We start from the raw sequence: 21,758 nt of genomic DNA, 5'->3' as shown, positions 1-21,758 counted from the left end.
GGTTAAGCTACCTTTGTTTTTTGTAATTGAAACATCAGTTTTTTAGCTTCCTCAGATAATTCTTCTGACCGAATCATTTTGATATAATCCTCAGTAAACCTGACCATTCCTAACAAAGGATTATCTTGATAATTTTTCAGAAAAAGAGTCCGCAATTCTTGCTCATGGGGATTGTTGGCAACAGATGCCAGTAAACAGTGTGCAGGATAATAACGGCAGAAAGTGAGCTTACCGTTATCATCAAGCAACCATTGAGAGTAAATCCCCGATTTTTGAGGATAGAAAGCTTCTGTACTGTTAACCCGAATGATTTCGGCAGGATATTTAAATCTATCTATGAAGGGGTCTACTGCTGAGGTTTGTATCCTCCCGACTAATCTAGTCCCAATATTTGCAAAAATCTTAGATGCTGCCTTGCTTTGATAAATACTCTCTGGCTCTTGGGCAGATAGGATTACGCGAATTCCCGCTTTTGCACCATTTGCACACAATCTACCAATCAAATCTGCAATTGATTCAAATTGAAATAAGATTGGTGCTTCATCGAGGAAGAAGATACTGACTTTCGATGCTAACGCTCGTCTGAGTGCAGCAGCATAAGCGCTCAGAGCTAAGATGGCTGCATCCGCTTCACTTGATAAATTTCTTAATGCAAAAACAAGTAATTTTGCATCAGTTCTAAAACTAGAAGGGCGAGAAATTGACTGTCCAACTCTTGTGCTTAACCAGTAACTAAGTCTCAGTCGAATTTGTTCTAAAGCTGACATTATATCTCGACTGTTACTGGCAATAGAATCTAATTTAACAAAGGCTGGGGAACAGTATTTGTAAAAGTCTTGCAGTGTTGGAGTTTCTGTCCATGCCTTAGTTCCCACTCCTGATAAGAGCGCTAACTTATAGCGCATTTTGATTTCATCATCGTTGAAAAATATTTTTAATGTTAAAGCAATGATTGATTCAATATTGGTAATCATCCCAGGACTAACCCCAATCATGCTAGTTCCAATCACCATTGTCATTAACACTGATTTCAAAAACTCCTTGAAATCATTCAATCTTTCATTGATAATTTCTGGTTCTAACCCTTGCAAATTCGGTAACTCAAAAAGATTGTTGTATTCTTTAGAAATATCAAAGTAAGCCCCGTCTTTCCCCAACAAATTAGTGTAGTCAGTGAAGGTAGATGTACCATCTGGTTTGGGGTAATCTAAAGCGACAACTGGGATATCTTGGGCAAGTGCTGGTGTAAGAATTCCAGCCACCAGTACTGATTTCCCCGAACGAGTTGCACCGAAAACAGCTAGATTCTTGTGATTTTGGTACAAGTCTAGATATACAGGTGTTCCGCCCTCTTCTGCAATTAACTCAAACCCAGTCCGATCTCCTGTGGCTGTGCGAATCAAAGGCATCAGCCCTGGTGCTTCTGAACTAAAATATGGCAGTCTGCGGTTAAAAGGCTTGGTTAACAGTGGTTCCCAAACAAATGGACAACACTGCAACCATGTCTTCCAGGCGTATTCTATCTCCCGGTCAACTGCCGCCGGACGCAAGAAGTAACTCGCAAGGTAACGGCAAGCTTCATCTAAAGAGCGTGTTGATTGACGGTGTACCAGAAAAACTACAGCCGTGTGTACGACAACATTTCCTTTGTAAATCGTCTTTTGGGCTTCTACTGCTGACTCAATATTCAGTCCCGACTTGACATCAATATTACCTTTCTCACTGGATAATGTCGTAGAAGTAATCGATTGTTTAGTTAGTCTTTGCAGATTAGTTTTTGTGATTCCTTGGTTAGCTTTCGTAACTTGACAGATGATTTCAGTATCGAAAATCCTATCTCTAGATATCAGTGACCAGAGATATCTTAGTTGTCCCTGTTCGTCTATCCAGCCCCCTGGTTTTTGACTAAAATTCAGCGCTCCAATATATTTATCTTGGATTTTTACCCATTGACGATCCAAAAATGGTAAAGACTGCTCATCTTCTAGTAAATGATGCCGGATGTGAAAATCACTTGTTTGGGTTTCAATTAGTCCATTTATTTCATCTATTTTTAAGGGATTTGGGATTGCTGTTGGTGGAGAATGGTTAAATTGCTGCCAGATTACCGTCCAGAGTTCTTCAGGACTCAAAGCTTTAATCCCTAATTTCATCTTATTACTAAGCAAATTCTCCCATGATTGAAAACCATCATTAAATGAATTTTGCAGAATATTTTCAATCTTGGTATTATTAATGTAGTGAATCTCTCCAGTGAATTTGTACCATAATTTCTCCAATTGTTTAATAATAGACTCAACAAAATCTTGATTTCGTTCCTCATCAGAAGCAACAGTATAAGTACACCATAACCTCAAGAATTTGTTTTTTCGGATTCCACTTTTGGTTAATCCTTTTATTCGTAATCTTTCACTACGAATCAAGAGTTTAAGTTGTTCGACTGAACAAGTATTCTCAATTTGCTTAAGTTCTTGTTGCCGTTCATAATCCGAAGTAAATGAACCAAAATGTATGGTCATTGATTCTTGCTCTGGGATTTCCTTAAGTCCGGCTTCTATACCCTCGAATATCGGTAATATTTGTTCATTGGCTAAATTCGGATGAATCCCTAAACAATCAAAACAAAATTTAATCTGAATAGATTCGCCTTTTTTGAGAATCAATGCACCTATGCCTTTTCTCCCGCCTAAATTCAAGTTGCAAATCCCTGCTAAATGAATAATGTCCTCAAAGGGAGTCAAGACTTTAGCAAACTCAATTTGCTCTTTTTCTAATGTTTTCTTACCTAATTTATCTGGATATTTAGATTGTTTCGGAGTTTTCATTATGAAGGTACAAATTATCTACGATTGCTGGATGATTCAAATTATTTACTGTTACAAAATAGGGAACTCTTAACTCTTAAGTGGGAACGGTAGAAAATGAGAAATTCAAGAAGAATTCAGGAGCAGAGCCGGAGATGCTACGAAGCACCGCTTTTTCGGTCTATTACATTCCTGAATTATGACCCAACTCTTGGAGAAGCTACGCCCTAAGCGTAGCTATGCCGTAGGCTTTACGACAAGCTCAGGACATCGCCCCTGACGGAGTGAATTTTGACTCTCAACCTACTTCTTTAATTCTGGGAATTCCTCTGTTGCCTGTTACCTATTCCCTTTTAATTCTGATTTTTGTATTCTTTTTCAATGTTTTAAAAGGCATATAACCTCTACTAATTCGTGGTACGCCGATAAATTTTCCCAAAAAATCTTTATTCGTAGAAACTACCCACCATGTTGCCCATCCCCAAGCAATACTTAATCCAGTTGCTAACCATCCAGCTTGAAATGTATAAGAAACAACAAATACATTCACTACTCCTATTACTGACCAAGGAAAAATTTGGTCGGCGGGAAATGGGCCTAATCTGGGTCTGTCTCCCAAAATTCTATTTACAGTCCGAAATTTATTTTCATTTTTCATGATCTCAAACTATTTCAGCATGAAAAGACTGTATTAAATCAGTTATCAGTTATCACAGTTTCAGTCAAATAGTTTGACCCTAACTGTTACCTACTAATGAGTGAGAAATGGGGGACTCTGACGATGCAGATAAATACATCACTCTCTACTGATAACTGTTTACTGTTGGTTATGCCGCACCTCCACCAACAATCAAGCCAGTAACTAAATCTCCTACAAAAACTGAAAGGACAATAATTAATGGAGTTCTGGCTAATGTTTGCCAATCTTCATCGTTGCGGGCCGCTTGAACAACCCGGACTAGGCTGATGCCTACGTAGAGTAAGAACAGACCCCTTAATACGTTGAAGAACAATGCTACAACTGCTTGTGTTTGTCCGTTCCCAGCATTACCAAAGGTATTAGTCATCCAGGTTTGAGCAGTGTTAAAAAACTGTGCATCGGCTGGCGAGGAAGCAAAGTCAAGTAGACAAACAACCGTCAAAATCGTAAACAACACCGCATAAAGATTGACTCCATACTTGCGTTGTATCTGCTCAAAATTAGTCAACAGAGCTTGAGATTGCTTTGGTAGTGCTATAGCGATCGCCGTAGCAATCATCAATCCACCTAAGAGGATGTTATGGACTGACATCGACACAATCATTGCCGCACCCGTCGTTCCCATTAGCACTAGTGTGCTATTTGTTATCGTGCTGTTCTTTTTTCCTGAAGCCAGTACAGCAGCAGTATCGGTATTAACAAACCTTTCAGTCTCGTTGCCGTAAGTATGCATTTCGTTCTCCTAAAACGATACGCATATTATTCGAGTTTTCACCCACAAAACCTACAAACTAAAGTACTAAAAAAAACCGTACCTTTGCTTACATAGAATATTTAATACAATCTATTTTACAGTAAATATAGCAACTAGACTGCTTATATAGATGTTATAGCTGTTTATTATCAGTATTTTAAATTATATAGGTATACAATTTTGTATTCATTAAGAAAAATTAGAAAAATAAGCGCCAGATAGCCTATTGACTTTTTTCCCTTTATTGGTTTTCTCATCAAGCAGGAGGGTGTGGGGTGGTGCGAATACGGTTCAGATAAGCATTTTTTACTTTCCTTGTGGTCTGGGGAATGGCTTTGCAGGTATTGGGTAAAGGATGTATCCAAAACCAATACCAATACCTTTCACCGAACCGTATTGGGGGTAGTGCGACTCGTTTGCGGTGAATTCATAACCGCCCCAACGGGGCTTGGTCAGTATGGAACCGATAATGGCTGGATGTTGAGCTTGTCGCCGACTTGAATTTTAACAGCACCAGAGGGCAGTTCTAAAACCTGAGTAGCAACACTACCCCTGTAAATTGGACAAGGATTTTTTGCACAAGGTGGAGCGTTGTAAATTACCGTCGTCACCATACTATCCTTGATGAAAATGATGTCTAGGGGGATTTTTACTTGCTCCATCCAAAAGGGGACATTTTTGTATTCCTTGCCCAAATTAAACAACATCCCGCGATCGCCGGGCAAATGATTGCGAAACTTCAGCCCCTTCTCTAATTCAACAGGTGTGGTGGCTACTTCCAACTTGAATGTCCGATGATTGTAGGTGAGCATCTGCTTTGTGGGTAAATGCTGGGGACGAGTTTGCAAGTAGGCGATAGTTGATGAAGCGACAATTATTGATATTCCCGCAATTGGGCCAAGAATATTTAACAGTTTGTAAGCCGCAGCATATAAGTCGATTGTTGTGGGAATTTTGACTAATTGCATAATTTAACCAAAAATATTGACATTGCCGGCACTATATATACTTGAGTCAAGGGGACTGGACGGTAAACCTTGTAAATCAGCTTTGTTTCGCATACCCTCAATCCGTTCAGCTTCCCGGATTGCCAGAGGATTCATATTATTTCTCGCTGACAATAATGCTTCAAGTCTAATTTCTAGCGGCGGCAGTTCACCCATAGGTGGAACATCGTCTGTGAACATCAGGCAAAAAGTAGAGATAGCCGCCCTTTCCACAATTGCTTGGATTTCCGCACCCACACAGCGATGGGTCGCTTTGAGCAGTCTACGCCATTCTTCATCGCTGAACCCATCTCTATCACGGAACCGATAATCAAATCTAGCGAGATGAATTTTAAAAATCGAGTGTCGTTCCCCATTATTGGGTAAATCCACCTTAAAAATGTCGTCAAATCTCCCGCTTCTGGTCAGTTCTGGTGGTAGCCATTCAATGTTGTTGGCAGAAGCAATAATTAATACATCACTCTTTCTTTCCTGCATCCAGGTTAACAACATCCCTGCTAGTCGTCGGGACAAATCATCATCAAGAGTAAATCCCTTGTCAAAGTCGTCTAGGTATAGAATTACACGGTTAATCCTGTCTACTAGTGCCAGCAAGTTTTTTAGCTTGTACTCCGCCATGTTGCCGTAACTACGAAAACTGCCCCACTCTAAAACGATCATCGGAATCCCCAATCGCTGGGAGCAAGCTTTCGCTGAATGAGATTTACCTGTGCCTGGGGGCCCAATCAATAAAATACCTTTGGGTAGCCGAAGATTATATGCTTTAGCTAACGGCGTTAATAAGCGCTTATATGTCTTAAAAGATTCCTGCATCAAGTCCAGTCCGCCAACTTCAATTGCTGGGGGCTGGAGAAAGTCAATATTGTAAACTCGCCTGAGCAGGTCAGTTTTGTAAAGAGAAAGTTTTTTTGTCAGTTCTTGGGCTTTGGTACAAGAAGCTGTAGCCCAACTAATCCCATACTCAATATCTGCTAAATACATCCCCACAGCAGCAAGGGTGATCTCATGGATTTCCTTTTCACTATAGTTTTTTGGCAATATCCCTTGTAGATAATTGCTGATTTCTTCAACTGTTGGCAATTCTTGTGTAATCGTCGGCACAAATGCGGTAATTTCAGATGAAAGACTGGCGTTTGGCCCCAACAGGATAGCTGTTCTATTTGAGTTCCGGTTGTCAAGTTTCAGATTTATAAGGGCAGACTTAATCCATTCGGCGGTTAAGAAAAAATCCGGGTCAGTAGTTGAGTTTCCCAACCAAGGAAATATCCCCTCTAATATTAAAATGCCTTCTTTTTCAGTAGCTTTCCAAAATCGCAGGATCTCAAAGTAATCTTCGCGTTTATTTTTGGTCATCGGCTGATACTCTAGTACTTGTTGTAAAATCAAGTCCTGCCCATTAACCTCTAACTGATGTAATTGATCGTCTGATAGTGTCCACAGATAGCATAAAACGTGCTTTTGTTGACATTCTCTAGCAATGCTTTTCAGTAGTCTTGCCCTTTCTTGCAGTGGAGATTCTATCGCAATCAAAGGATTGTTTAGTTTTATCAGGTCAAATACTTGCTCTATCAGCGCAGTATTCATCAGTTTTTTTATTTGTTGGTCATCCTGATAATAAAAGTTGTAAAAAATTGTTTCCACAGACAAAAGTATTGAAAAATACAGTACTTTTACCTCTTGCTTTTTGACTACAATATGCCATTCTCTCTTAATTTATCCGCATTGTCTGAGTGAGCAATATTACTTAAAATCAACGCTATATTATCAGAAAACTGCAATTCGTATTAATATTTAAATCTCAACTATTTTTCGTATTTAATATTTGCCATATTTAGCTATAGATAAAATACATATATTTAATAAATTGATTTTTAACCTTATTCATCTATTAAAATATTGACAAAAGATTGTGCAGAATTAGGTGTGCTTTTATGAGATTCAATCTTAACAAAAACCAGATTTATGTACTTGCTTTACTGTTAAGTTTGGGAGTGTCTTCATGCCAATCACCAGAACAAAAAGCTGCTTATGCTCAAAAAGCAGTAGAAGCAGAGCGAGAGCAAAAGTTCAAACACTTTGTCGAGAGTACGCCTGATTTATACAAAGTAACTTGGAAAGTTTGTGGGAATGCTGGCGTAGATTTAAATAGAAAAATAAATTTGGGCTGTGATGAAACTAAAGATATTCCTACTCAAGGTTTCCAAACACCCATTTATGTATGGGGCCCTGCTGGAGAAATAAAGTTTATCACTAAGCCTAGCTTCTTTGCTGATATTTCATCGGACTCAACTCTTTTTGTCAAATCTAGGGGATGTCTTGCATCAGGTACTGCTAAACAAGAGCAATTATATGTTGTCAGAGAATTTCCACTAAAGAAAGGCAGTAATCCTCAACCTAAAGATGCGAAAATAGAAATCGTGCCAAAACAGGAAAAAGAGAAGATATTGCGAGATGCTGTCGCAAATGCACAAATAGAAAATGCAACTCTTACAAATTTTGGTGTATCCTCCAATGGGCTAATTCCTACAGGGAAAGCTTGTCAATCATTTGATGAGTGGAAGAAAGCTAATTAGGAACTCTCTTTCAGTTTAACTAATATTGGGGTCAAGTCCCCATCCCATCCAGGGGAAACGCATCTGAATTACTCTATGATCGCAACGAAGGTTAGGAACCAACGAAAAAATCTTTCCTTTCGCGTTTGTTTACCTCCATCTGTGTGAAGAAAGCCAATCGCCGCAGACCAGAACTGTCTCACCATCTCCCTAATGTTTACATTTGTATACGTTGTAGACGTATCCACGGCTTCCATTTGCCGTTGGGAGAACGCATTTAAATTCTTCCTATTAACAATACCTTCGCCAATTTACGAGGTTGAGTTGATGTATTAACGTCCTGTTCTCAAAGGTTTGGCAAAAACAATAAGCCCTAGAAATTCCTTTAAGGTTTCCCGCAAGCATTTTTAAATGTCTTGCCGCAGCATCAAGGGTTTGAGCTTCCAAGCCACCTTGTCAGCTAAACGCTTATGTATGAGTCATTTTGCCGTTTTTGCCAAAATTTTTGTAGGCTCTTATTTTGGCAAAGGTATTGATTAACTGATAAATATTCTGAAAATCTCTATTTCACAGTCAGAGTCCGAATTCTTTGCAATGCCTGCCTAAACTTGTTGGCATCATAGGTTTTTTTAAAATAATTTTGGAAACATCGGAAACATTATGGAAACATTGCAAAATTTTCTTGACCTATCAGTGAAGGGATGCCAAAATTGGTCAAACAAGCGCAAGTAGGAGATTAATCGATGAAAGTAACTAGACATCGAGACAAAATTTTAGCAGCGCTACGGGAATGGTTTCGCATTCATAAACAAGCACCTACTCTGGAGGAGTTCTGTGCTGAACTGGGAATGCAACCCCGCCAGAAAGCAACACTGCAACGATGGTTGCAGACGATGCGAGGTATCGATGTGGAATGGGAAGATAATGCTGCCCGCAGTCTTCGCTTCCTCACCCCTGAACCGGACATTGAACCAGGACTACAAATACCCGTAACGGAAACATTGCGGTATTTAGCAACCGGCTTAGTAGAGTGGGAAAAACAAGAACCTATGAACAGAGCGCATATTCCAAAAGCTCTTCGTGTTGGGATGTCCAGAATGCATTTAACATCTTTGCTTTCTGGAGACGAACAAGCCCCCTCAAGCCTGCCAGAATTTTTTAACTGGGCAAAAAAACCAGTTCTTGACTGGCAACCAGCAGCAGAGATTAAACACCTATCATCGGAAGTCACTCTTATAGAAGATGGGTTAGTTTCCGATTTTGCCCTCCAGTGGCAAGTTACGGGTGCTGATGTAGAAATGCAGGTGCAAGAGAAAGTCCTGCAAGATGTCCTGGAATACTGTCGGGTAAACCAACTAGAAGAAGCTTATCGCGCCTTACGAAAGCTGATTATTGAGTGTCCTGTCCTCCCCTACTCTCAATACCGTCGCCTTTTGTCTTCATCCCAATTAAGACCTCTGCGTGATTTTTTGCTGCAAATGTATGTGGATTTGGTTGACTTAACAAGTGACCCCACTTATCACTTCTGCTCTCGCTGCAAATATGTAATGCGTCGCCGTCGAGATGGAACTTATAACTGCCGAAACATGACTTGTGAACAGCTGAGTGCGAAACTCCGCCTCCCACCCCAAGCGTCAATTCCCAAGCATGAGGCAGAAGATTGGAAAGCCCTTACCCCTGGCGTGCATCGGTACGGGACACTGCCAGGACTTTGGGAAATTCAGCTTGCAGAAACCCTGACAAAACTGGGAGTACACGTTACTCTTTGGCCTGAAATTGATCAATTTGACTTACTCGTAGAGTTTAGTAAAAAAGTTCGCTGGGCAATTGACGTTAAAGATTGGTCGTATTTAGATGAAGAGCGTTTGCGGAAAGTAGACTATCGCTTTGATACTACTGAAACCTTTATAGTCTTCCCAGATGAGCGAAATGATGTCTTACGAATTGAGGTGGAACGCCAAAGACTCGAACCAGGATTGGGTGGCGTGCGCTTGAAGCTGGTTAGTGAAATTATCTCCCAAGCGAAAAAAATTCTGGAGAAGAAAAATCATGCGTGATATTTCTCAATGGGGTAAACCATTGCGTCAAGCCCTTCGCAAATCGCAGGACTTAAAAGCTTATGTGGAAGAAAGTTTACCTGATGCAGAGGCTAATATACAGCAACGAGAAATAGCACGTCTTGCTCAACTTATTGCGGAAGTGGAATTGGGGTTAACCTTACTGATGGAGGTAGCTCCAGAAGAAAGAGCGACTTCCGTATCAGCGTTACTTTTAGGATATCGTTTTCCAGTCAAAGCACTTGAAAGTGAAGAAAACTGGCTACTCGTACAAAAAGCCCGTTTTTATCTTGTGCGTCGTAAAGGAAGACAGTGGGAGCGGACTCTGGCTGAATACATTAAATTACCTGAAATTATCAGGATATTCAGCTTAACGGATACAAATGATGTTGCTCAACTGATTCCATGTAGCACTTACCCCCAACGTTTACAACTGTACCGTCAAACCCTATCAAAAACTCCATCGCACAAAAAAGGAAAAGTCAAACTAGCAACCTCTGGTTATTGGTATGCCAAAGTTTCTCATAAAGGTCACACTACCGTTGATGTTCCGATCAATATTCCTGAAGCTGTCGCTAATCTGGCTCTTTCTCCGCAGATATCTTTTCATGGCACACGCACGGCTGTGAATCCCTCTCGTCTTGTCACCTTAGAAAAATTGCTACAAGATGCTCAGGAAATGGATGAAAAACTGGCCCAAGCTGGGTACGAGCCAGAAAATTATCATCAACGTCTAACAGGAATTGCCTTAAAGTTATACGACGCATCAATAGATGATTTTCAACCTTCCCTACCAAACACTGAAATTAAACTAGAGCAACTTGTCCACATTGTCGGTTTATTGAATGTAGGTAAATCAACACTGCTTGATATTCTGATTTACCATTTTGCGAAACTTGGATATCGCTGTGCATTGCTGGTAAATGATGTTGTGGCAGCAGTGCGTGTGGCTTCCCTATTTCGAGATGGATTGGGAATTCTTGCGGCCCCTGTGTTGGGAAGCAGCGATCGCTTTCAACACTTAGAAAAAGTTTATGAACCAATTCTAGCAACCCAAGGTGAAGAAATCGAAACAGGAGCAATCCACCCAGCATGGCGTTGGTTTAGTCCTGTCTGTCCTTTACTACCTTTAGTGCAATCAGAAGAAAAATGGGAGTTCGGTGAAGAACCATGTCACAATCTTTACCAAAAACAACCCACTACTAAAAACGGCAATTCCCAGACACAGGATGATGAGGATGTCGAAGATTTTGAGGAGGGCGAGAGTGAAGATAAATATACTTGTCCCTTGTATTACAAATGTCCGCGTCACCAATTAGAACGAGACATAGCTACAGCATTGGTTTGGGTGTTAACACCAGCCAGCTTCATTCATACGCGCGTTCCCCCGCAAGTTTTTGCAGAAAAACTGACCTTTGCTGAAGCTGTTTACCGTGAATGTGACTTTCTCTTTGTTGACGAAGCCGACAGGGTACAGGTGCAGTTTGATGAAGCTTGCGCCCCCGATGAAGTCTTAGTAAATTCTTCTGGAAACTCCCTATTAAATAAGCTAGGACTCAAATTCGCCACCACTATTTACAATTCTGACCGCCGCAGCATGGCGGCTGAACTCGTTGCCACTGCAAAAAGAGCTAATGACTACGCGCAAATTGCAACAGACCTAATTCTCCCCCGGCTCCATAACCAACCAAAACTTGTGGAATGGGTGGGACAAAACCCCTTTACAGGTCGTTCACTCTTCGCCCATATAATCCGCGACATTCTAGAAACACCAGAAACAGAACAGAACGAACCATCTCCTAAGCTGAAACGTGCCGAACGCAGCAAGGAACGACAAAAACGCATTCAGGCTGGTTTACCCCCCGAAGAGGAACGCCAGCGCCGTAAAAAAATCATGCAAACTTTGGAGGGATTTTTGCAAGCTCCCCTTAATCGTCGCAAAGGAGGAGAACTTTCAGACCTTGCCTTTACTCTACTGAGTGCCGAAAATGATGCTAGGGCATTAACTGAGGTTGCTGAATGGTTACACAAATGGCTGGAATCCTTGGGGATTTCTCTCGCAGAAAAAACTAAATTCGAGGAAGTTACGCACCATTTGCACTTAGCAATTCTGGTAACGGTACTCAACGATAAGCTGGGCTTTCTAGTTGATAACCTGAATGCACTCATGCGGGCGGGAGTTCTTGACTTGCATGACACGAGTCTTGCCCTTGTGTACCGCCCACCCCGTGATTATCTGCCAGTTGTGCCATCTTCACCTGTGGGAAACATTTTAGGTTTCAGGTATACGCGAGATCGGAGTAACAAATCTGGTGGGAAGTTGGAATATTTTCGCTACGTTGGGGTTGGACGCTATTTACTCCTAAATTTTCCCCATCTCTTTGCTGTTGATGGTTGGGATGGCCCCCATACAGTTTTGATTTCAGGCACTAGCTACGCTCCAGGGACACCTGCTTATCACATCCGCAAAAAACCGACTATATTGCTAGAACCAGCTACCAATAATTACACAGCAGGTGATGCCGGAATTGGCGAAAGCGACTTTTTCTTCAGTTCCCAACCTAATGCAGTCGGCAAGTACATCGCCCTATCGGGACTGCCACCAGATGTGAGAAAAATAGCTGTTAACGAAATGGTCAAGGCCATCTGTCACAATCCTGGACAAGCCAACAGCTTTCTCGATCAATTATTTGCAACCTTGAGTGATTTAGCCAAACAAGATCCAGAACGTTGGGGCGATCGCCAACGCTTATTGCTGATCACCAACAGCTATGAGGAAGCAGAATTGGTGGAGTCAATTTTAAAACCCCTCTACCGTAATGTTGAAAATCTTAACGGCATTGCTACCCTACGCCGTGACAATGCTCCGGCTCACTTGAGTGGTATTCGTCGCGGTCAAATTCGTGACCTCGCCCAAATGTCTATTCCAATTGTCGTTGCACCTTTGATGGCATTAGAGCGAGGACACAACATTCTCAATGAGAACCGGATAGCAGCATTTGGGGCGGCGGTATTCTTGAGCCGACCAATGCCAGTTCCCGATGATTGGCAAACTACTGTCCAGCAACTCAATAATTGGGCGCTGGAAAAGTCTGAAGATTCTAGGCTTTATGAAGCACTAGAAAAACGAGGCGATGCTCTCACGCTGACGAATATAGAAAATGAGTTCTACCAGTATGCGGTGGCGAAAATGCTTGACTTAAACTGTCGGGCGATGTCCTTCAAACAGTTAACCAGTGATGAACGTTCTATACTCTGCTGGACTCAATTGGTAAGTGTTTGGCAAATTATCGGGCGTTTGGTACGTGGAGGAGTTCCCTGTATTGTCCATTTTCTAGATGCAAAGTTTGCACCTCAATCAGTTGACAGTGAACTCGACAACGAACGAACCTCACTGTTAGTAGGCATAATCAAGGAACTTCAACTTGCTATTGAGCCAGAAGACAAACAACCTTGGGAAAAAACATTAGCTAAATCCCTCTATGGTGCTTTCTTTAATGCACTCAAACAAACAAAGGATTTACGCTATGACCAATAAAATCATTTCGCTATCGTTCTTCTTGGTCAACAATCTTAGGGAAAAACATTAGCCAAATCCCTCTACAATGCTTGCTTCAATGTACAGAAGAAAATGAAAGATAAGGAGTTAAATTATGCCATTTAAAATTAAAAGCATTCTCCCCGGAGCTTGGGAACTTACTAAGAATGAACAATACGAACTTTTTTCTCTCCAAGTCCCTACTGTATGGCAGCAAGTCGCTCAAGCTCTGGCGCAAAAACGTGTCAATTTGCAAGGTAGAGGTTATCCCGCCGTTCCCGTCTACTCCCTCGACCCGATTATCGCGGCGAGCTTTCCCAGAATCATTCAAACAGTACGTAATGGCTGGCAACGTCCCGGTGTACCTTGGATATTAGCAACAGAACGGGCTGACCTTTTCAACTTGCCTGACTTGATCAAAGATTGGTTGCGTGAGGAATTTAGCTACTGTTTAGGTGATGATGAAGTTGAATCTATTCTCGACCAACTGGATGATAATGCTTGGGAATGGAAGGATAAATCAACAGTTTATCCTTTGCAACTTCCACCAAATAACCCGTATGGCATAGACATTCGCTGGCAGGCGATACCTGATTATATGGCTGGGGAATTTCTCAAAAATCCACAGGTCACTTTCGGTTCCGATAATCAGTACCAACTAACTTTTTACCAAGTAGTAAACCTTAAGCAAGGAGCCGAACTAATATCATGGCCTCCTTATGAAGTTCCGCTAATTAAAAATAAAAAACAAGTTGGCAAAGTAAATATCTCATTTGTCATTCATTTCAAGTTGCAAACAGTTCCTTGGCGCAGTCAGCCAATGATTTATCATCAACTTTCGATTCGGCGATGGCTTACCGAAACTATAGAACGCCTACCTTATCGAGGCGTTACTTCTTTTGTTGGTGATAATCGACGGTGGTTAGATGGGAAAAAACAACCATTCCGCTTGATTCATATCCCTATTAAGCAAATTACAACGCAAGAAGGAAGAAAAGCAAGGTGGCCACTCGCTATTAGTGAATTACTGAAAATTAATGATTCTCCACTTCCTGAACCTGATAGTTTAGCTAGTGAGCCAGTTTATAATTGGTCTGTCTTTGGTGCTGCCCCGACTGGAATACAAGCTGCTATTGCTTATGACTCTCGACATTTGGGTGAATTTCCTTGTTTTCCTGGTGTGAGTCCGCTAGATTTAGCTAGTTTAGATAGTGCTATTCAAAATAAGATCGAGCAAGGAAATTTCCCAGTTCGCCGTATAGGTAAAACGATGAGAAAATCTGGTGAATCTTTACCTTTTTGGGAGCCTGGAAAGTCACAAAAAAAAGGTAGTCTAGAACCTAAAAATCCTGATGATTTATCTACGCCAATGTTGCGTCCAAAAATTGCTGCTCCTGCTACATTTCGACACCCTGAAAGCTCTCCTAATACCATCCTAATTTTGTGGGAAACCCAAAAATGTCGAGATGCGCTAATTGCAGAAATTTGTAAATTACTTTCAATCTCACCTCAAGGAGAAACAATCACTTACGAAACTTTAACGGGGTTAACAAGAGAAGAAACTCTTTATCAAAATCAGGATGTATGTCTGCGGATTATAACTCAGCACGTCTCAGACATAACAGCAAGACTAGATGTTGATAATCCTGAAGTTGAGGGCAATAACCGACAACAAAAACGCACTAATTTGATAGACAAGCGTATTCATCAGATTACCTCATATTTACCCTCACCAAAAGGATTAAGTGGTGCTTTAGTAGAAATTAAACCAAAGAAATATTTCTTTCCACCAGAGTCAGATCCAAAACTTGCTGTGTGAATTGGGGTAATGCAGGCTGGTTATGTCAATCAGCACATCCATGCTTTAACAACATCTGAAACAAATGGTCAAGAATACATTCCGAAAAAATCTCAAAATCGAGTCCAAAGGGCAGTATCAGACTTATTACGACAATTTGGAATTTTACCTGCTCCTCTCATCGACTTTGAAAAAGATGGCATAGATCCAAATATGTGGCTGACTTGTTTTTATGTTTTACGCCGCACTCGAAAAACAACAGCTAATAATCAAGCTTCTACTGTAGCGTTGATGGTACGAGTCAACCCAATCAAGGGAACGGTACAGGTCACTACCCCTACTTTCTTCGCTACACAAGGCTGGGTATCGTATTCAGCAGGGCTGGGATATTTACTCCGTGAAAAATGGGAACCTAATAGCTATGCTGATGAAACGACTGGTGATACTAGCGATGTACAACAGTCTAGTGATACCCAAAACGAACAGAAGTTTCTCAATAAATTTGTTACCGATTGCTTGCGTGATTGTTTAAGTACATCAATTGAAGAGGAAAAACCTCCCCATGTGCTGTTTATGGCTGAAGCCATAAATGCTCGTACAATGCTGACATGGTTACAAAATCCCCAACTACCAGCTAACAATTTACCCGATCAACTAAAACGGCACATGGCAGAATCGGAAATAAATCGGCTTTCGGTTGTGCGGTTGAGAGTTCCAGGTAATGGTGAAGTTCCCGTTGCTATTGCTAAGGGTTCTCCTGGTAGCAGACCTAATGGTTTATTCTGTTGGCAGGGTGTTTGTAATTATGAGACAACAGCACTTTACTTCAGTATGAGGAAGCCGTTAAATACTGAGCAAGGTAAAAATACATTACAAAAGCCACAGTCTCGTCTGGATAATGGTGGTGTACAAGCAGGCAATCCAAAACCATTAGAAATAGCTGTTATTCATCACCCAGGTCTTGAACGCGATAAGTTAGCTTGTTTTGTTCATAATCTTAGAGATCGATGGCCATATTTTGCTAATGAGGTTTCTTTACCGTTACCTTTTCCGTTTGCAACTTCAGCTAAACAATATGCTGTGAGTGCTAAAGATAGAGTGGAATCTGTTGACTTAGAAGAGGAGGACGAGGAGGAAGATTCTTCTGAATCTGTTGATTAAAGTGATGATAAACTACTGTCTATAGATTCTAGATAAAAACTGTAATTGGCATCAAAACAATCACTTGATTGTGGCGAACTACAAGTGTTGATAGCTTGAAAGCGGTTGTAAATTGTGTTGTAATTACGACTATATATTTGTACAACTTCTGATGCTTGTACTGAAACTGTTGTTCCAGAAGGAATACTGCTTAACACATTTGTTGCTTGTTTGATTTTTGCAAGTGCATCTTGCAGTCCAGCTAACGTGTAAGGCGTATTTTGAGCAATTCTCTCAACTTGTTTAGCTAATTTTTGCGCTTGTTTAAATTTTAAAACAGCGTTATCTTCAATTATTAGCCGTTTATTAATTGTAGTATAGTTAGCCTTATATTCTTGAAGCCGCTGTTGTTCTTGTGCATACAAAGGGGAATTTTTAGGCATTGTTCCTAAAAGCTTTATTGCCTGTTCAAGTTTATTGCTGGCTTGTTTCCAAGTTGTACTAGAATGTGGAGGGTTCTGTGTAATTTTTACTGCTTCCCAACTCAATTTTTTGGCATTTTCAATCGAATCAGATGCTTGGATTTCAGATGACAAACGCGCTGAAATTACAGCATAATTATTACGATATTGTTCAAGTTTTGTTTTTGCATCTACGCTAACAAATGAATCTTCGGGAATCGACTCTAAGATAGTAATTGCTTCTTGCCATTTATTACTTGCTTCATTCCATACTGTTGCTGGGTGCGGTGGATTTTGCACCAAAATAGCTGCATCCATTGCTAACTGTTTTGTAGATTCAAACTTAGCTGCTGTATCTTCTTCTATTTGCAGTCGTTTTTCAACTGGATCGAGTTGCACGCGAAATTTACTAATATCCTGGTGTGCTGCAAGATATGCAGATGCAAATGAATTCGGAATTATTTCAACTGATGCAATTGCCTGTTTAATTTTGTCACGCATTAGTCTGATTTCATTAATATCTTTTGCTTGTGTTACATCACCTATGCTTGACATTAACGTTTGTGCATTCCAACGTACTTGCTCTTGAGAAAAACGCTTCCAACCAAACCAAACTCCAGGACTAATTAAAATTAAAATACTTGCAACAATTGCAGTTGTAATCTGAACAGATTTTCTTCGTTGTTGTCGCTGACACTGTTTCATCAATAGTGGATTTTTTAAACATTCCTGTGCTTCTTTTATTTTTCCTTCTCCTTCTTGAATTAAAGTTTCAATTTTTGGTTGTAGCTTTTGACAAAAACTTAAAATATCTAAAACTTTTTCGTTTTGACTATTAAAATCAATAAATAATTCATCTTTTGGGCTAAACTCTACTGCACAAATGCTGCCAAAAAGCAATAACAAACTTTCTAGTGTAGTAGATTTAATATAAGTAATTTTTCCTTTTTCAATTGTATTAATAATATTCTGGAAGTTTTTGTTTATTGATATTAAATCTTTCTGTACAATTTTGATTTGCTCAAGCTGGCATAACATGACACCTTGATTCCCAAAACTTAAACTGTTCTTGATTATACGACTCTTGGTTTTGACATCATTTTTAATATCGCTTATTGATTTATTTGAATGTATTTCTTCTAATGCGGTTATCAGTCCCGGATGTTGAGTGCATTCTTTTCCAAATGAAACAAGATACGCTAACTGTAGTATAGGCTTTTCAATAATTTGCTTTAAATTAATACATTTATTAATAATAGATTTTACAGATTCGTATTGAGAATTATTATATAAAATAATAACTCCGTTTTCATCCAAACCTAATGCCGTAATGGATTTACCAAGAACACCAATTAAGGCTTTAATAACATCAATATTTAATGGATTATTCGCTTGCTTGTTAATCTTTTTTGTAACTATATCTATTTGTCTATATACGTTTCTCAATTGTACTTGTACTTGAGACATACGATGTAAATTTTGCTGCATTACAGGGAGACTATCAAAATTTAATCGCTTTTCTGCTGTTATTAAAACAGCAGAAACTTTTTCGTGTAATTGATCAATGCTAATTTTTGACTGTACTTGCGTAAGAATATGTAAAAAGCCTGCATCACTTAGACAAGTATCTATAAAATTTTGTAAAAACTTTGCAGGTGCTATTATATTTATAATTTTATGCTCATACTCTTCACATTCTTTAATAATATCTAATAACCTATACTGTTGATTTTCAATATAAATAATTATTTCGTTTTTATTATTAAATACTATTCGTGTAATCGCTGCACCAAATACTAAAAATAACGAATTTATAGTATGATGGCTAACCAAAAATTTTTTTGTATTATCAATTGAAGATGACAAACTGTTTAATTTATCTTTTATTTTGATTAAGCGCTCTAATGCAAGCATTGCTGTTGCTGCTTTGTCTTGCATTAATTCTGGTTGGCTAAAGCTAAAATCTAACCGAATGCTGAATGATAATTTGGATATTTGTGCAGCCAAAGACGGTAAATTTTGGGAATGTTTTTGAATTTCTGTATCGAAAATACTATCTGAAATCAGAAAACATTGAGAGCTAATCTCTTTTAGCCATGTACCTTGCTGAATAAAAATATCAATCGTCTGCACCAAATCCCAAAATATTTTCCGAACCTCCCGCAGATGGTTTTCATCGTGAATCGCTTCATCCAAAAAATCATGTCCAATTTCTAAAGCAATTTCTGAAGCTATTTGTGAGAGTATATTATCATCATCACTACCATTTTGACCAAGTAAAATTAAACCAACACCTACAACACCTTTTGTCAAACGAATAGCATCAATCCGTGCAATTTCTTCATCGAGTTTTTTTAGTGTAGGTGCTAACTCACCTTTTATATGATGCAAATCTAAAATCGTGTTAGAAATTATAATTAGTTGTTTTTCAATGACATCTGAATTATGGCAATCTAATGCCATCGAACTACCAAGCATCAAAGCCTTATTAAGTATTACATCAAGGTTGTTCATACGTTAGAACTAAAATATAATATATATTAATAGTTCATACTTTTTTATACATCAACAACCGTAATAACCCTGAATAAAACGCTGTTTAGCATAAATCAATAGCCGTCAAGCACCACATTTAAAGAACAGACTTAAGCAAAACTTATCAATCAACGAAAGAATCAGGATTTATATTTGTCAACTCCTTGATCTAAGCTGGTTGACAACCGGGAGTAGCACTGGAACAAAAATGCACTATTTAATTTGACACGATATTATTGTGATTATATTTACGCAGAAAGTTTTCCGGAAAAATCCACTTTAGACATAACTTGTGTGCGTATTGAATTCGCAGCCTTCTCTGCAATTTCTTCTCTATCAGAATCAGTAAGAACTACTGCAAGTAAGGATTTTAGAGCTTCTCGGTTAGATATAAACTCTTCATTGTATAAATCATCTTGCAACAAAGTAGCTTCCAAGTGAGGTATTAGCTCAGACGAAGGGGATAGCAACCGCTCTTTAATGCGTGCCCTTGCAGTTTCTGTTGCAGAAGTTGTACCTATACCTAAATCCCATGTTTCAATTATTAGCCTGACTTCGCGGTTGAGAGATACACGCAGCGTTGATAGGCGGCCAAATAAAGGAAGGTTGAGCATTAAAGGTGGTAATGCATTACCCCAATCCAAACCAGCGCCAATAGTGCAATTTGCTTCATCTTCGATGCAAACAGCCTCTTCGAGCCATCCTTCACCAAAAAGTAAATCTATAGCTTCTTGGGTTGTTATTGACTCGTTTGCCTCAAAATTATCCTTTTGCTGTTGATGATTCATAAATTTTTACCCGCTCGAACTTTATCTTCGTCTCAATACACCATACTCAAAGTAAACTAAATTCTCATATTCTTCTTCCGAACCGCAGTTCAACATGTTTTGTTTTTCGTAAAATCCTTCAGACCTTGGTAAGGAATGCAACCCAACTCTACCTTCATACCCTAACTCAACACTTCTAATTCTTGCGAAATTTAACAGTGCTTGACCAACACCTTTGAATTGAGGTGGGCGTTGAATCTCGATTCGGTTAATGGGGGCAGTGGCAATGCCATCAATATAAACTAACCTCTTACCAATATTCAACCGAGAACCGTGCATTTGTGTTTCTATTATCATCAATCCTTGAGTTTTGTTTTCGCACTCAACTGCGTAACCTTCAAGATTTTGTTGATTGCCAATATATCTTAATTTAAATACCCAGTCCCAGTATTTATCTTCTTGACTAAATAACCTTAATTTTTCGACCCAATCATTAACATAATCATCAACATGTCTTTGTTCTAAATCAACCAAATATGCTTCAACAGTTGTATTATCAAAACCCCTTTTTAATTCGATTTTTCGCTGCACCTAAAGCTCCTAATTGTCATTATCTGCAATCACTCTATTCGGCGGGCGAGTCAGTGTAAATTCCGAAATTCTTGAAAAGAATAAAATTACTAACTTACCGGATGATAAAATCCCGTATTTTCGTTAAATTCCCACCCAATACCGGATCTATCTTTGCCCTTACACCATGCTACAAAAAGCGGTGGGGGGAGTTTAATTCGCTCCTTGCGTACACTTTCTTCACTTACACCAAGCCTCTTGGCCAAACCTTCTTCAGTTAACGGTTGCATTCTGGGAGTATGCACTTTGAATGATGAATTATTGTAGTGCGATTTCTGTCCCCGCTTTTGTTGGTTGTTGAGATAGTCTTGAATTTTAATGATCGCCTCAGCCAACTGTGTCATTCGGGCATACATCTTCTCCACTTTTTGTTCTAAATTGGCGAGATTATCAATTGCTGTAGTTTGATTGCTATTAGATTCATTTGAAAACTCTGAATCGAGCTTATCAAGTCTTTCGCAAATAGCTCTTATCATTTCATTAGTCGGACTACTGTGATTTTTATTACTTTCCACTAAGTACTTCTCTACACTTGCCTTAATCTTTGAGTCTAAGTGTTCGTCTAAATCGTTACCACCTGTTGTATCAACCTTATCTTGGGAATCGCCTAAGTAGAGATCGATAAATTCGAGCAGCGTGGCTGTTGCGGTCGTCCCTTTTGACTTACAACGGGCGATAAACTGCTCCCAAATCCTTTGGTCACAGTTGAAAGATGCCAGCTTTTTTTTACGCCCTGTATTGCTCATGTTCACGTGTCATCTAGGTAAACTGGGACTGGCCACGCTTATTAAATCGTGTAATTCATCATGATGAATTACCTTGATAGTATCATCGCCAAATGCGTTGATGCATTTGGCGATGGCTTTTGTGAAGAGATGTTACCACCACTGTCCATTAAAGAATTATTTGTCAGTTTTAAAGAATTAGTGTCCAGGCACTCGATTTTTTGAGTCATTTGGAATTAGAGTCATGGTCTAGTTCGGTAAATTCCAGTTTTAAAGAATTAGTGTCACCT

The 21,758-nt window shown here is 39.5% G+C and carries 13 protein-coding genes and 1 pseudogene; 5 read left to right on the top strand and 9 right to left on the bottom strand.

The features are described 5' to 3' along the window. Window positions 1-2 precede the first annotated feature (2 nt). The 5 genes from H6G92_RS32100 to H6G92_RS32080 form a co-directional block, all read right to left on the bottom strand. On the bottom strand, window positions 3-2,825 hold the full coding sequence (locus tag H6G92_RS32100; protein WP_190900037.1) for a hypothetical protein: 2,823 nt from the start codon (window positions 2,823-2,825) through the stop codon (window positions 3-5). Window positions 2,826-3,147: 322 nt separating this feature from the next. Next, complete coding sequence (locus H6G92_RS32095; protein WP_069074926.1) at window positions 3,148-3,462, bottom strand: hypothetical protein; 315 nt, start codon at window positions 3,460-3,462, stop codon at window positions 3,148-3,150. A gap of 169 nt (window positions 3,463-3,631) precedes the next feature. Then, window positions 3,632-4,237: a hypothetical protein gene (locus H6G92_RS32090; RefSeq protein ID WP_190900036.1), complete on the bottom strand. Its 606-nt coding sequence runs from the start codon at window positions 4,235-4,237 to the stop codon at window positions 3,632-3,634. A gap of 473 nt (window positions 4,238-4,710) precedes the next feature. Continuing rightward, entirely contained in the window at window positions 4,711-5,226 is a 516-nt protein-coding gene (locus H6G92_RS32085) for a DUF192 domain-containing protein (RefSeq protein ID WP_190900035.1), read from the bottom strand. A 3-nt stretch (window positions 5,227-5,229) separates the two neighbouring features. Then, window positions 5,230-6,849 carry an ATP-binding protein gene (locus tag H6G92_RS32080; protein ID WP_190900033.1) on the bottom strand — a complete coding sequence of 540 codons (1,620 nt, stop codon included), beginning with the start codon at window positions 6,847-6,849 and terminating at the stop codon, window positions 5,230-5,232. 347 nt (window positions 6,850-7,196) lie between these two features. On the opposite strand from H6G92_RS32080, the gene H6G92_RS32075 reads away from it, so the two are divergent. The 5 genes and pseudogenes from H6G92_RS32075 to H6G92_RS32055 all read left to right on the top strand — a co-directional run bounded on the left by H6G92_RS32075 (window position 7,197) and on the right by H6G92_RS32055 (window position 16,371). Beyond that, entirely contained in the window at window positions 7,197-7,838 is a 642-nt protein-coding gene (locus H6G92_RS32075; RefSeq protein WP_190900032.1) for a hypothetical protein, read from the top strand. Window positions 7,839-8,560: 722 nt separating this feature from the next. Beyond that, window positions 8,561-9,874 (top strand): restriction endonuclease-related protein, encoded by a 1,314-nt coding sequence (locus H6G92_RS32070; RefSeq protein ID WP_163930330.1) that lies wholly within the window; start codon window positions 8,561-8,563, stop codon window positions 9,872-9,874. Continuing rightward, entirely contained in the window at window positions 9,867-13,412 is a 3,546-nt protein-coding gene (locus tag H6G92_RS32065; protein ID WP_190900028.1) for a pPIWI_RE_Z domain-containing protein, read from the top strand. Before H6G92_RS32070 ends, H6G92_RS32065 begins: the two co-directional genes overlap by 8 nt. A 115-nt stretch (window positions 13,413-13,527) precedes the next feature. Next, window positions 13,528-15,375, top strand: a pseudogene (locus tag H6G92_RS32060) (pPIWI_RE module domain-containing protein); the annotation flags it as partial. A gap of 48 nt (window positions 15,376-15,423) precedes the next feature. Then, complete coding sequence (locus H6G92_RS32055; protein ID WP_242059393.1) at window positions 15,424-16,371, top strand: RNAseH domain-containing protein; 948 nt, start codon at window positions 15,424-15,426, stop codon at window positions 16,369-16,371. Here the strand turns inward: H6G92_RS32055 and H6G92_RS32050 are convergent. The 4 genes from H6G92_RS32050 to H6G92_RS32035 all read right to left on the bottom strand — a co-directional run bounded on the left by H6G92_RS32050 (window position 16,368) and on the right by H6G92_RS32035 (window position 21,489). After that, window positions 16,368-19,325, bottom strand: coding sequence for a hypothetical protein (locus tag H6G92_RS32050; protein ID WP_190900024.1), 2,958 nt, complete (start codon window positions 19,323-19,325; stop codon window positions 16,368-16,370). The two genes, H6G92_RS32055 and H6G92_RS32050, sit on opposite strands and share 4 nt — an antisense overlap. Before the next feature lie 269 nt (window positions 19,326-19,594). Continuing rightward, entirely contained in the window at window positions 19,595-20,134 is a 540-nt protein-coding gene (locus tag H6G92_RS32045; RefSeq protein WP_163939226.1) for a hypothetical protein, read from the bottom strand. Window positions 20,135-20,155: 21 nt separating this feature from the next. Continuing rightward, complete coding sequence (locus H6G92_RS32040) at window positions 20,156-20,704, bottom strand: GNAT family N-acetyltransferase (protein ID WP_190900022.1); 549 nt, start codon at window positions 20,702-20,704, stop codon at window positions 20,156-20,158. Between the two features lie 89 nt (window positions 20,705-20,793). After that, entirely contained in the window at window positions 20,794-21,489 is a 696-nt protein-coding gene (locus H6G92_RS32035; RefSeq protein ID WP_190900020.1) for a hypothetical protein, read from the bottom strand. Window positions 21,490-21,758: the final 269 nt, after the last annotated feature.

It is taken from the genome of Nostoc foliaceum FACHB-393 (genome assembly GCF_014698505.1).
Taxonomy (GTDB): Bacteria; Cyanobacteriota; Cyanobacteriia; order Cyanobacteriales; family Nostocaceae; genus Nostoc; species Nostoc foliaceum_A.
The sequence above is the reverse complement of the archived record's forward strand: the minus strand, read 5'-3'. Positions and strand labels throughout refer to the sequence as shown.